General features: G+C 30.2%; 12 protein-coding genes, 2 pseudogenes and 1 riboswitch. All 14 genes and pseudogenes read left to right on the top strand.

Annotated elements, in window-relative coordinates:
* Nucleotides 1–53 precede the first annotated feature (53 nt).
* Nucleotides 54–1,346 (top strand): glutamyl-tRNA reductase, encoded by a 1,293-nt coding sequence (gene hemA, locus HPRAE_RS07875; protein ID WP_014553690.1) that lies wholly within the window; start codon nt 54–56, stop codon nt 1,344–1,346.
* A 25-nt stretch (nt 1,347–1,371) separates the two neighbouring features.
* Nucleotides 1,372–2,088, top strand: a complete 717-nt coding sequence (locus HPRAE_RS07870; protein WP_014553689.1) for a precorrin-2 dehydrogenase/sirohydrochlorin ferrochelatase family protein — start codon at nt 1,372–1,374, stop codon at nt 2,086–2,088.
* Between the two features lie 12 nt (nt 2,089–2,100).
* Nucleotides 2,101–2,709, top strand: a complete 609-nt coding sequence (cobC, locus tag HPRAE_RS07865) for an alpha-ribazole phosphatase (protein WP_014553688.1) — start codon at nt 2,101–2,103, stop codon at nt 2,707–2,709.
* Between the two features lie 31 nt (nt 2,710–2,740).
* A riboswitch (cobalamin riboswitch) is annotated at nt 2,741–2,934 on the top strand.
* A 163-nt stretch (nt 2,935–3,097) separates the two neighbouring features.
* The gene (locus HPRAE_RS07860) at nt 3,098–4,642 is read left to right on the top strand and encodes a cobyric acid synthase (protein WP_014553687.1); all 1,545 of its coding nucleotides are present in this window, start codon (nt 3,098–3,100) and stop codon (nt 4,640–4,642) included.
* 1 nt (nt 4,643) lies between these two features.
* A complete protein-coding gene (locus HPRAE_RS07855) occupies nt 4,644–6,164 on the top strand; it encodes a cobyric acid synthase (RefSeq protein ID WP_014553686.1) in 1,521 nt (506 codons plus the stop codon).
* 21 nt (nt 6,165–6,185) lie between these two features.
* On the top strand, nt 6,186–6,698 hold the full coding sequence (cobO, locus tag HPRAE_RS07850) for a cob(I)yrinic acid a,c-diamide adenosyltransferase (RefSeq protein WP_014553685.1): 513 nt from the start codon (nt 6,186–6,188) through the stop codon (nt 6,696–6,698).
* A 76-nt stretch (nt 6,699–6,774) separates the two neighbouring features.
* Entirely contained in the window at nt 6,775–7,392 is a 618-nt protein-coding gene (locus HPRAE_RS07845) for a precorrin-8X methylmutase (protein ID WP_014553684.1), read from the top strand.
* A gap of 2 nt (nt 7,393–7,394) precedes the next feature.
* Nucleotides 7,395–8,525 (top strand): cobalt-precorrin-5B (C(1))-methyltransferase CbiD, encoded by a 1,131-nt coding sequence (gene cbiD / locus HPRAE_RS07840; RefSeq protein WP_014553683.1) that lies wholly within the window; start codon nt 7,395–7,397, stop codon nt 8,523–8,525.
* Nucleotides 8,518–9,201, top strand: a complete 684-nt coding sequence (cbiE, locus tag HPRAE_RS07835; protein WP_014553682.1) for a precorrin-6y C5,15-methyltransferase (decarboxylating) subunit CbiE — start codon at nt 8,518–8,520, stop codon at nt 9,199–9,201. Before cbiD ends, cbiE begins: the two co-directional genes overlap by 8 nt.
* A complete protein-coding gene (gene cbiT / locus HPRAE_RS07830; RefSeq protein WP_014553681.1) occupies nt 9,182–9,772 on the top strand; it encodes a precorrin-6Y C5,15-methyltransferase (decarboxylating) subunit CbiT in 591 nt (196 codons plus the stop codon). The genes cbiE and cbiT overlap by 20 nt, the downstream gene beginning before the upstream one ends.
* Nucleotides 9,773–9,774: 2 nt before the next feature.
* Complete coding sequence (cobI, locus tag HPRAE_RS07825) at nt 9,775–10,485, top strand: precorrin-2 C(20)-methyltransferase (RefSeq protein WP_014553680.1); 711 nt, start codon at nt 9,775–9,777, stop codon at nt 10,483–10,485.
* Nucleotides 10,486–11,238, top strand: a pseudogene (cobM, locus tag HPRAE_RS11370) (precorrin-4 C(11)-methyltransferase); the annotation flags it as partial.
* Between the two features lie 15 nt (nt 11,239–11,253).
* Nucleotides 11,254–12,015 (top strand): annotated as a pseudogene (locus HPRAE_RS11365) (sirohydrochlorin cobaltochelatase); the annotation flags it as partial.
* 162 nt (nt 12,016–12,177) lie between these two features.
* Complete coding sequence (locus HPRAE_RS07815) at nt 12,178–12,954, top strand: DUF4198 domain-containing protein (RefSeq protein WP_014553678.1); 777 nt, start codon at nt 12,178–12,180, stop codon at nt 12,952–12,954.
* Nucleotides 12,955–13,015 lie beyond the last annotated feature (61 nt).

Here is a 13,015-nt window from a genome sequence, read left to right as displayed (position 1 = left end):
ATTTAGGTTTTATTTTACTAGTCAATTTTCAAAAATAATAAAGGAGGTCTCTGATGCAACTTTTAGTATCAGGAATTAATCATCGTACAGCCCCTATTTTTATCAGAGATAAACTCTCTAAAAAGACACCTGAAATTAAAGAAAATTTAATTGAATTAACAAAAACAGATTTATTTAAGGAGTTTTTCATTTTAAGTACTTGTAATCGTTTTGAAATTTATTTGTATTCAGAAAAAGAAGCTGGGGCTAGAGCAAAAGTAAAAAAGCATATTTTTGATTTATTAAATAAAGTTTTACAAGGTCATTTTAAATATGAAATTGATAATTTAAGTGATTATCTTTATCAATATAATGATTTAAAAGCGGTTGACCATTTTTATCGGGTAGCCTCTGGACTTGACTCCTTAGTTAGGGGAGAAGATCAGATTTTAGCTCAAATAAAGAAACAATATAGAAGCTACAAAGAAGAAAATCTAACTGCATCTTATTTAAACCAACTTTGTTTAGAAGCAATTAAAGTTGGAAAACTTGTGCGGACTAAAACAAAAATTAATGAAAGAGCAGTTTCAGTTAGTTATGCAGCAGTTGAACTAGCTCGAGATATATTTGGTAGTTTAGATGGCGAAAAAGTAATGATTTTAGGAGCAGGTAAAACCGCTGAATTAACACTGAAAAATTTAGTTAGTTATGGTGTTGAAGGAATTTTAGTTGCAAATCGAACTTATAGTAATGGTCTTAAATTAGCTTCTAAATATGGAGGAGAAGTTATCCATTGGGAAGAATTTAAAGAAAAAGTAGCTGAAGTTGATATTATAATTGCTTCTACAGGAGCACCACATACTGTTTTGCATAAAGAAGATCTTTTAGATGCTGTTGCCAAAAAACATGGGCCAATGTTTTTAATTGATATAGCAATGCCCAGAGATATTGACCAGTCAGTAGAAGAATTAGCTGGACTTCACTTATATAACATAGATGATTTAAAAAGAGTAATAGATAAAAATATGGATTTAAGGGAAAATGAAGTAGAAAAAGCTGAAGCTATAATTGAAGATGAAAAATATAATTTTCAGCGTTGGCTGCGAGAAAGACGCTGTGTACCTTTAATTAAAGAAATGCGCAAAGATGCTCAGACTATTAAAGAAGAAGAAGTAAAAAGAGCACTTCACTTACTTGAAAATTCAGAGTTAAAAACAGATGAGATTATTAAACAACTTGGCCATAGGCTTTTAAATAAATTATTACATCAGCCAACTGTAGGCTTAAAAGAGTTGGCAGTAGAAACTGAGTCAACTAAAGAATCAAAATTAGAAGCGGTAAAAACAATTTTTGCTGTTGGTGAATAAAAAAAGACTTAAAAGGAGGAAAAAATTGAACTTTTATCCTATTAATTTAAAACTAGAGGATAAAAAAGTTTTAATTGTAGGTGCTGGTAAAGTAGCACTACGTAAATTTAAACGTTTAAGTACTACTACTGCTCAAATTAAAGTAGTTAGTCCAGATTTCAATCCCGGATTTGATCCATATTTAGCTCAAAATAGAGATAGATATATATTTTTAAAAAGAAAATTTAAAAAAGAAGATTTAATTAAGCAGGATCTAATTTTTATAGCAACAAATAAAACTGAGTTAAATAAAGAGATAGCCTTTTTAGCTAAAAAACAAAAGGCTTTAATAAATGTAGCTGATAATTCTGCTAAATCAGATTTTAATGTACCAGCTCTGTTTAAAAGAGGAGATTTGAACTTAACTATTTCTAGTGGCGGTAATTTACCTGCTTTAGCTAAAAATATTAGAAAAAAATTAGAAAATCAATTTGGCATTGAATATAGTATTTTGTTAGAGATTATGGCAGAAAAAAGATCAATGATTATTTCTGAAATAGAAAATTCTAAATTAAGAAAAAAAATATTTAGAGAATTAGCTTCTACTAGTTTTCTAACTGAAATTCGGCAGATAATTGATAAAGAGCAAGCAAATTTATTAGAGTTAAAAAAGGAAGATTATCAGCAAATAATTACTAACATTAATAATCTAATCTCAGAAAAGATAAAAGAAATTAAAATAGAGTTTGATAATAATTATTAAGGTGGAGATTTTATGGAAACTGAATTATACTTATTAAGACATGGTCAAACGGATTGGAATAAACAATCTATTTTTCAAGGCCAAACAGATATTGAATTAAATGAAACAGGTATTGCTGAAGCTAAAAAAGCTGCTACTATTTTTACTGAAATTAAGCTTGATCATATTTATAGTAGTGACTTAAAAAGAGCTCAGAAGACCGCTTCTTTTGTGGCTGCTCAAAAGAATTTAGATGTTCAAGAAGATATTAATATTAGAGAAATGAATTTTGGTGATTGGGAAGGTTTAAAATTTGATCAGATTAAAGAACAATATAAAGAAGAATTAAAAGCTTGGCAAGATGATCCACTGCAGAATCCTCCTTCAAATGGTGAACAAATGCTTGATTTTAAAAAGAGAATTGTTAACTTCTTTAACCAAATAATCGAAAAAAACAAAGGTGATAAAATTTTAGTTGTTACTCATGGTGGAGTAATCAAATTATATCTATCAGTTGTTTTAGGAAGTGAATTAGCAGATTTTTGGCAGTTTCAAATTGATAACTGCTCAGTAACTGAACTTAAAATTTATGATGATAGTATTATTTTAAGTAAATTAAATTTTACAAATGACTTAAAATAAGATATAGTTAATACAGTCTTGATTAAAAAAAAATATTTTATATAGAATGGTGCTTTAACAATTTGTTAAAGAGAATAGGGAATCAGGTTAAAATCCTGAACGGGCCCGCCACTGTGACTGATATTAAAGTCTAGTATGATACCACCTTACTCAGAATAGGGAAGGTTATAGATCTTTAAGTTTTAACTCAGGAGTCAGGAGACCTGCCATTTATATATAATCTACAATTAACCTCGGGAACAGGTAGTAGTTAAATAATCATTAGTTTAAAATAGCAATTATTGTTATTTTAAAATAGGTGTTTTAATAGTGATTATCAACTTTAATTCTCAACCCAAGGGTTGGGATTTTTTAATTTAGATAGCTTTTTTAAGAGGAGTTTAAAATTATGCAAAATAAAGCAGGAACAATAATGATTCAAGGTACAGCTTCTGATTCAGGTAAAAGTATTTTAACTACAGCTCTCTGTCGAGCTTTTGCTCGCAGAGGAATAAAAACAGCCCCTTTTAAAGCTTGGAATATGTCTTTAAATTCTTATATTACCAAAAACGGAGCAGAAGTTGGTATTGCTCAAGCTCTACAGGCTAGAGCAGCTTTTAGAGAAGTTAATGTAGATATGCAGCCAATTTTGGTCAAAGCAATGGGAGCAGGAGAAACTCAATTGGTGATTAGAGGTCAAGCTGTAGGTAATATTAGTTATCAAGAACGTCAACATGACTATTTAGAAATTTATGAAAAAACAATTAAATCTTCTTTAAAAAAATTAAGAGCAACTAATGATTTAATCATTATGGAGGGAGCGGGTAGCCCAGCTGAAATTAATCGAAAGACCCCTGATTTTGCTAATATGTTCACAGCTGAAATTTATCAAAGCCCAGTCTTTTTAATTAGCAGTATTGAAAAAGGCGGTTCACTTGCTGCTCTAGTTGGTACTTTAAAACTGTTAGCAAAAAAACACAAAAAATTAATAAAAGGATTAATAATTAATAAATTTAGAGGTGACCTTGATTTATTAAAACCAGCTTTTGAATTTTTAGAAGATTATACAGGCAAAGAAGTAATGGGAGTACTGCCTTATCTCAAAGAACTTAATTTACCAGAAGAAGATTCCGCTTCTTTAAGAGAAAAATGGCAGAGAGATAATAATCAAGATAATAACTTAAAAGTAGCTATTATTAAGCTTCCTCACTTATCTAATTTTAGTGATTTTAATGCACTGAAAATGGAAAAAGATTTGCACTTAGAATATATAGCTAAAAAGACTAAACTTAGTAAATTTGATTTGATAATTATTCCTGGAACTAAAACCACTACCAAAGATTTAGTTTTTTTAAAAGAAAGTGGTTTAGCTGCAGAAATTAAAAAAGCTAATCAAAAAGGAAAAATGATTATTGGGATTTGTGGTGGCTTTCAAATTTTAGGTCAAAAACTAATTGATCCTAAACAGACAGAAGGGGGCCAAAAAGAGCTTAAAGGGCTTGGACTTTTAGCAATTGAAACAGAATTTTTAGCTCACAAAACAACTCATCAAGCTGAAGTTAGAATTAATCCCAATTTAAATAATCAAAAAATCAAGACTCATTTTGCTCAGGCTAATTTTAGCGGTTATGAAATTCACATGGGCCAAACTAATTATTTAAATGAAACAGAAGCACTATTTGAATTAAAAGAGAGGTCAGGCCAAACAGTAAAACTTAAAGATGGAGCAGTAAATAAAGCTGGGAACTGTTTTGGTAGTTATTTACATGGTCTTTTTGATAATAATAATTTTCGCAGTAAAATTTTAAATTTGCTCAGAAAAAATAAAAATTTATCCCAAATTGAAACTTATAATTACCAGGCAGAAATAGAAAAAAATCTTGACCGCTTAGCAGATACAGTAGAAGCTAATTTAGACTTAGATAAACTTTTAGAATTAAGTAGGTGCAATTAAGATGGCAAAATCAATTATGATTCAGGGTACAGCTTCAGATGCTGGCAAAAGTATTTTAACTGCAGCTTTATGTCGGGTTTTGGCTCAGGCTGACTATAAAGTAGCTCCTTTTAAATCACAAAATATGTCTTTAAATTCTTATATAACTAAAGCAGGAAAAGAAATTGCTATTGCTCAAGCTGTTCAAGCCGAAGCTGCTCTTGTAGATCCAGAAGTTAATATGAGTCCGATTTTAATGAAGCCTAATGCTGATAATATGTCTCAGATAATTTTGCAGGGCAAAATATATAAAAATATGCAGGCTGCAGATTATTTTGCTGAAAAAGAAAAATTTATTAATGTCATTAAAAAAGCTATAGCTGATTTAAAATCTAGATATGATATTTTAGTTTTAGAAGGTGGAGGTAATCCAGCAGAAGTTAATTTAAGAGACAAGGATTTTGTTAATATGAAGGCAGCAGAAATTGCTAAGGCACCTGTTATTTTGGTGGCTGATATTGATAAAGGTGGTGTTTTTGCTTCTATTGTTGGAACTTTAGATCTTTTAACAGAAGCTGAACGGAGACGAGTTAAAGGGATTATAGTAAATAAATTTAGAGGAGATCCTGCTAATTTTGAATCGGGAGTAGAATTAATTGAAAAACATACTCAAAAAAAAGTGCTCGGAGTTATTCCTTTTTTAAAAGATTTAGATCTACCTTCAGAAGATAGCATAAAACAACAAAGCTATAATCAAAAAAACTTTAAACTAGATATTGCAGTTATTGCTTATCCTAAAATGTCAAATTTTACTGATTTTGATTATTTTAAAAATAAAGAAGAAGTTAGATTACGTTATTTGAAAAAAGCAGCTGATTTTGGTAATCCAGATTTAATTATACTTCCTGGCTCTAAAACTACAATTAATGATTTAAAATTTTTATATGAATCAAAATTAGCAGCTAAAATAATCGAAGCTGCAGCTCAAGGTAAAATGATTATTGGTATTTGTGGTGGTTATCAAATGCTTGGTCAAAAAATAAAGGATCCAAATCATTATGAAGGAAAAGAGAATGAAATTGAGGGGCTCTCCCTTTTGAAAACTACAACTATTTTAGAAAAAAAGAAAATAAGACGTCAGGTTAAAGCTGAAACTTTAAATGAATTGAAATTTTTACAAGACAAGAAATTTAAAAATTTAAGTGGTTATGAGATTCATCAGGGTAGGACCTTGAATGAATCTGAAGAAGCAGTCTTTAAGTTAAAAAGAAAAAAATTAAATAAAACAGACAAAATTATTAATGATGGAGCTGTGAACAAAGCTGCTAATGTTTGGGGAACTTATATTCATAATATATTTATAAATGATAATTTCAGAAATGCCCTACTTAATTACTTATTAGAAAAAAAGGGTTATCAAGCTAGCATAGTTAATCTAAAAACTGCAGCTCAAATTAGAGAAGATAATTATAATTATTTGGCAGAAGAATTTAAAAAATATATTGATCTAAAAGCATTATATAAAATTATTTTTGCAGACTAATTTAATAAGAGGTGGCTTAAAATGCAAGGTATGGTTCAAGTTTATACTGGTAATGGAAAAGGAAAAACAACTGCTTCTTTTGGCTTGGCTTTAAGGGCTGTAGGAGCTGGCAAAAAAGTTTATATCGCCCAGTTTGTTAAAGGAATGAAATATAGTGAATTAAATAGTTTTTCTCAGCTGAAAAATGTAGAGATTAAACAATATGGTTTAAAATGTTTTATTAATGGTCAGCCAAACAAAGATGATATTAATGCAGCTAAAGCTGGGCTATTAGAAGTTGCTGAAATTTTAAAATCAGGAGAATATGAAGTAGTTATTTTAGATGAAGCAAATATTGCAGTTTATTATGATCTCTTTTCAGCAGCAGAGTTAATAGAAGTTATAGATGCTCGTGATTCAGGGGTAGAAGTTGTAATAACTGGCCGCAATGCAGCAGCAGAAATCATAGAAAGAGCTGATTTGGTAACTGAAATGAAAGAAATTAAACATTATTATCAAAAAGGAGTTCAAGCTAGAGTAGGAATCGAAAAATAGTTAAAAATTACTATTTAATTAAACTTGGTTTGAATCTTAATTTAAATAAACTATTAAAATAAGGAGCTGAAAACAAATGGAAGATACTAATCCATACGAAATTGAAGCTAAGAGTATGAGAATGATTGATCAAGAAATAGGGAAATTAGACTGTAGTGAATCAGAATTAAAAACAATAAAAAGGGTGATTCATGCTTCAGCAGAACCTAAATTAGCAACAAAAGTCAAATTTTCACCAGCTGCTATCGAAAAAATGAGCCAATTAATTAGAGAGGGAGCAGATATTATAACAGATGTTTCAATGCTTAAAGCAGGTATCAACAAAAGAAAATTGGCTGAATATGGAGGAGAAGTTAAATGCTTTATTTCAGATGAAGATGTAAGAGAAAAAGCTAAAAAAACTTCTTTAACTAGATCTATTATGGCTATGCGTAAAGCAGTAGACTTACCAGGCAAAAAAATATTTGCTGTTGGTAATGCTCCAACTGCACTTTTTGAATTATTAAATTTAGCTGAAGCTGGAAAAGAAATAGATTTTATTGTAGGTACTCCTGTAGGTTATGTAGGAGCTGCAGAATCTAAAGCTGAATTGATAGCAAGTAAGATACCTCATATTTCTTTGGCAGGACGTAAAGGTGGGAGTGCAATAGCTGCTTCCGTTGTTAATTCTGTACTTTATATGCTTGAGGATTAATTATGAGCTTTGAGCAATATATTGAAAAGGGTGGTAAAAAATATCGCTTGGGCTATACAACTGGGACCACTACTGCTGGAGCAGCTAAGGCTGCTGCTGAAATGTTATTAGCTCAAAAAAAAATTCAACAGGTAGTGATTAATACTCCAGCTGGAATTGCAGTCGAAATGGATGTTTTAGATTGTTTTTATACAGCAGATAAAGCTCGGGCTGCTATTATTAAAGATGCTGGTGATGATCCTGATCAGACAGATGGTCTAAAAATTACTGTTGATCTGAAATTACTAAAAAAAGATATAAGTAAAAAAGAGACAGAAGTAATTATTAAAGCAGGTTGTGGAATTGGCAAAATAACAAAACCTGGTTTAAAAATGGATGTTGGCCAGGCAGCTGTTAATCCTGAGCCCAGAAAAATGATAAAAAAAGCTGTTCAATCTGTTTTTCCACTTAATCATAGATTTGAATTAACTATTTCAGCCCCAGCTGCAGTAGAAATTGCCAAAAAAACTTTTAATCCTAAATTAGGAATTAAAGGTGGAATTTCAATTTTAGGTACAACTGGAATAGTAGAACCAATGTCCGAATCAGCTTATAAAGATTCTTTAGCGATTGAGTTAAAGCAAGCAGTTGCTTTAAAGCAAAAAAAATTAATTTTTGTTTTTGGAAATCATGGCAAAAAAATAGCTCTCAAAGCTGGTTTTAAAGAAGAAAGAATTATTAGAATGAGTAATTTTGTTGGTTTTATGTTAGTTGAAGCTAAAGATCTTAATTTAGATGAAATTATTATTTTGGGTCATATTGGTAAAATTGTTAAAGTAGCTGGAGGTATTTTTAATACTCATAGTAAAAAAGCAGATGCTAGAAAAGAAATAATTGCTGCTCACGCAGCTTTACTTGGGGCTAAACAGCAAAATATAAAAGACATATTTGCTGCAAATACAGCAGAAGAAATAGCTGCTTATTTATTAGAAAATAATATGCAGTCAGTTTTAGATCAGTTAGCAGCTGCTGTAGTTCAAAAAACAGAAGAAAAATTGGAAAATAAAATTAAAACAGAAGCTGTAATTTTTAGTTTAAAGCAAGGGATTATTGCTTTGACTCAAGGAGCTAAGGAGGATTTTGATTTTGAATAAAGTTTATGTTTTAGGGATTGGTCCGGGAAATGGAGATTATTTATTAAAAAAAAGTGAAAAAATAATATACCAGATGGATGTTTTAATTGGAGGCCAGCGAGCATTAGATCTTTTTCCTGATTTAGAAGTAGAAAAAATAAAGATCAAAACACCTTTAAAAGATATTAAAAATTATATCTTGAATAATTATCAGAAACAAAAAATTGCGGTTTTAGTTTCTGGAGACCCTGGTCTATATAGCTTACTGAATTATTTAAGGCGGGAATTAGATGCTAGAATTTTAGAAGTGATTCCTGGGATTAGTGCTTTACAGCTGGCAGCAGCTAAGATTAAAATCAATTGGAATGATTTGCAAATAACAAGTCTACACGGCAAAGATAATAAAGCTAAATTATTACAACTACTGCAGAAAAATAATAAAGTTGGTTTTTTTACAGATAATAAATTTCCCCCGAATAAAATTGCAGAATATTTATTAGAAAATGGAGTTAATGATCAAGAAATCTTTGTCTTTGAAAATCTTTCTTATCAATCTGAAAAAATAACAGCTGGTACTGCTGTGGAAATAAAAGAAAAGAAATTTTCTAAGCTAACAGTAATGATTATTTTAGCTAAAAATGAAAGAGACTATAAATTAGATTTAGAAGGTGATTTTAGTGGCAGAATGGAAATATAATAGTCCTGGAATTCCAGATGATTATTTTATTAGAGGTGAAGTTCCAATGACTAAGTCAGAACTAAGAGCGGTAATCATCTCTAAGTTAAGATTAAAAAGTAAACAAATTGCTTACGATATTGGAGCAGGAAGTGGTAGTATTTCTGTAGAAATGGGTTTAGCCTTAAAATCTGGTCAGGTATATGCTTTAGAAAGAAAGGCTGAGGCCTTAAATTTAATCAAAAAAAATATTGAAAATTTTAAGTTAAATAATATTCAACTAATAAAAAGTGAAGCTCCTCTTAAAATGGATGCTCTGCCAGAAGCAGATAGAATATTTATTGGTGGTAGTGGCGGTCATTTGGCTGAGATTCTTGAACAAGCTGACCAGAAACTCAAAAAAAGAGGAAGAATTGTATTAACAGCAGTAACTTTAAATACTTTAATAACTGGCATTTCAAAATTAGAAGCCTTAAATTATAAATTAGAAATTGTTAATGTAGCTGTAACTAGAACTAGAAATATAAAAAATTATAAAATGTTTAAAGCACTAACTCCAATTTATGTTATTAGTGCTCAGAGGGAGGAATAAATTTGGCTAAGAAATTTTATGGGGTCGGGGTAGGGGTAGGTGATTCTGGTCTTTTGACTTTAAAAGCTGTAGAAACTTTAAAAAATGTTGATTATATCTGTACTCCTGTTTCAACAAATAGTGACTCTAGTCGAGCCTTAGAAATTATATCTAACTTAATTGCAGATCAAGAAAAATTTATTCGGTTAGAATTTAAAATGTCCAAGAAAAAAAGTGAGTTAGAAAAATCACGCTGTCAAGCAGCTGAAAAAATAAATGATTTACTTAATTCAGGTAAAAGTGTTGCTTTTGTGACCATAGGTGATCCTTTACTTTATAGTACTTATTCTTATATGTTAGAAAAAATAAAAAAATGGAATAATGAAATTGAAGTAGAAACTGTGCCTGGTATTAATTCTATTACAGCTAGTGCAGCTAAATATAATTTAGCTTTAGCAGAAGGAAAAGAAAATACAGCTATTATTTCTGATGTTAAAAGTGAAGAGTATTTAGAAAAAGTTTTTGCTCTATTTGAAACAGTTATTATTTTAAAACTGAGTCGTAATTACAAAACTGTTTATCCAGTTTTAGATAAGTTAGATTTAAAAAAGAATGTAGTTATTGCTAGTAAATGTGGTTTTGAAGATGAATTTTATACAGAAGATATTGATTATTTTAAAGATGAAAAAATTGCTTATTTAACTTTGATGATTGTTAAAAGAGAGGGGATTTAAATGAAAGTATATCTTATTGGAGCCGGAGCTGGTGACCCAGAATTATTAACGATTAAGGGAAAAAAAGCTATAGAAAATTCAGAAATTATTATTTATGCTGGTTCTTTAGTTAATCCAGAAGTTTTAAAATATAATCAAGATGCTAAAGTTTATAATAGTGCTAATTTAAGTTTAGACCAGGTCATTGAAATAATAAAAGAAGCAAAAGCAGCTGATCAGAATGTAGCAAGAGTTCATACAGGAGATCCTTCAATTTATGGAGCGATTAAAGAACAAATAGATATTTTAGTAGAAAATGAAATTGACTATCAGATTATACCAGGTGTAAGTTCATTTTTAGCTGCAGCAGCAGCTTTAGAAGCAGAATATACTTTACCTGATGTTTCCCAAACTGTAATTTTAACAAGGCAGGCTGGTAGAACTCCAGTTCCTGAAAAAGAAAAATTAGCTAGCTTAGCTCAACATCAAGCTTCAATGGCTATCTTTTTAAGTGTGCAGATGATAGAAGAAGTAGTAGATAATCTAAGTAAAGAATATCCATTAACTACTCCGGCTGCTATTGTAGCTAAAGCTTCTTGGCCAGAACAAAAAGTTATTAAATCTACTCTAGGTGAAATCGCGGCTGAAGTAAAAGCAGCTGGAATTAAAAAAACTGCTTTAATTTTAGTTGGTGATTTTTTAGATAGTGATTATCAGAAATCAAAACTATATGATAAAAATTTTGCTCACGAATATCGAGCAGGAGAAAAAGAGAAAAAAGCAGTTTTAGTTGTTAGTTTTGGAACTAGTTATCATGAAACTAGAAAAAAGACTATTGCAGCTTGTGAAAAGGAAATTAGTGATAATTTTCCTGATTATGATTTAAAAAGAGCTTTTACTTCTGGAATGATTATTGAAAAATTAAAAAGAAGGGATAATCTTCATATTAATAATCCAGAAACAGCCTTAGAAAAATTATATCAAGCAGGTTATCAACAGGTAATTGTGCAGCCTTTACATATTATTAATGGGAGTGAATTCCATGATTTAGTTAGGGTAGTTAAGAAATATGAAAACAAATTTAGAATTTTAGAATATGGAAGAGCTCTTTTAACTAAAACTAAAGATTATTTTAAATTAGCAGAGACCATAGATGCTGAAGTAAAAGTAACTGATCCAGAAAAAGAAGCTGTTGTGTTGATGGGACATGGAAGTGAACATGCTGCTAATTCTGTTTATGCAACTTTTGATTATGTTTTAAAAGATAAGGGAATGGATAACTATTATGTAGGAACTGTTGAAGGCTATCCTGAGTTAGAACAGGTTATTAAACACTTAAAAAATAAAGCTTATCAAAAAGTTAAATTGGCACCATTAATGTTAGTTGCTGGAGATCATGCCCAAAATGATATGGCTGGTCAAGAAGAAGATAGCTGGAAAAATCAGTTAGAAGCAGCTGGTTATGAAGTAGAGATTCAGCTCCAAGGCTTAGGTGAATATCAAGGAGTTAGAGAAGCTTATGTTAAAAAAGTTGCAAAGTTAATTGATTAAAAGTTAATTATTTTATCTGGGCTGATTTTAATTAAGCTTCAGCCTGGATAATTAATTATAAAAATTAAAAAAGGAGGTGAGTTTAGTAATTAAAGGGGAAATTATATTTTGATTTAGATTTAAGCAAGCAAAAACTAAAAATTTAAAAAAAGGGTGATTTAAATGTTTAAGAAAACAGTTTTATTTTCAATGCTTTTAATTTTCATTTTAACTTTGAGTGTATCTGCTCATTTTCAGCTTATTTTACCTACAGATGAGACAATTAGTAATGGGGAAGCAGAAGAAATTGGTTTACAGTTAATTTTTACTCATCCAATGGAAGCCTCTCACACAATGGAAATGAATAAACCAGAAAAATTTGCTGTAGTTAATAAAGGGCGAGAAAAAGATTTAACTTCTGAATTAGAATCATTTGAATATTTTGGTTCTCAAGCCTGGAAGACTAATTATAAAACTAAAGCTCCTGGTGACTATTTATTTTATTTAGAACCAGCACCTTATTATGAAGCAAGTGAAGATGCTTACATAACTCAATATACTAAAATTGTAGTTAATAAAATGGGGATGCCTAGTGATTGGGACCGAGAAATTGGTCAAAAAGCAGAAATAGTTCCTTTAGCTAGACCTTATGGTTTATGGACAGGAAATAGTTTTAGAGCAATTGTAAAAAAAGATGGTAAAGCTGTTCCTTATGCAGAAGTAGAAATTGAATATCTAAATGAGGGAGCTTTTAGTGGCTTAAATAATAGTGGAGTTGAAGTTCCTGCTGATTCTTTCTATACTCAGGTAGTTAAAGCAGATAAAAATGGAGTTTTTGCTTATTCTATTCCTAAATCAGGTTGGTGGGGTTTTGCAGCTTTGATGGAAGGAGAAAAAATTGAGGGTAAAGATCATGAAATTGGTGCAGTAATGTGGGTAAAAGCACATGATATGAATTAATTTAGTTCCCAATAAATTAAAGAGGGCTCATTTTGAGCCTTCTCCCTTCATATCATGGCTT

Origin of the sequence: Halanaerobium praevalens DSM 2228, assembly GCF_000165465.1 — a bacterium.
Classification (GTDB): domain Bacteria; phylum Bacillota; class Halanaerobiia; order Halanaerobiales; family Halanaerobiaceae; genus Halanaerobium; species Halanaerobium praevalens.
Note: the sequence above shows the minus strand (reverse complement) of the source record. Positions and strands in the feature narration are given on the sequence as shown.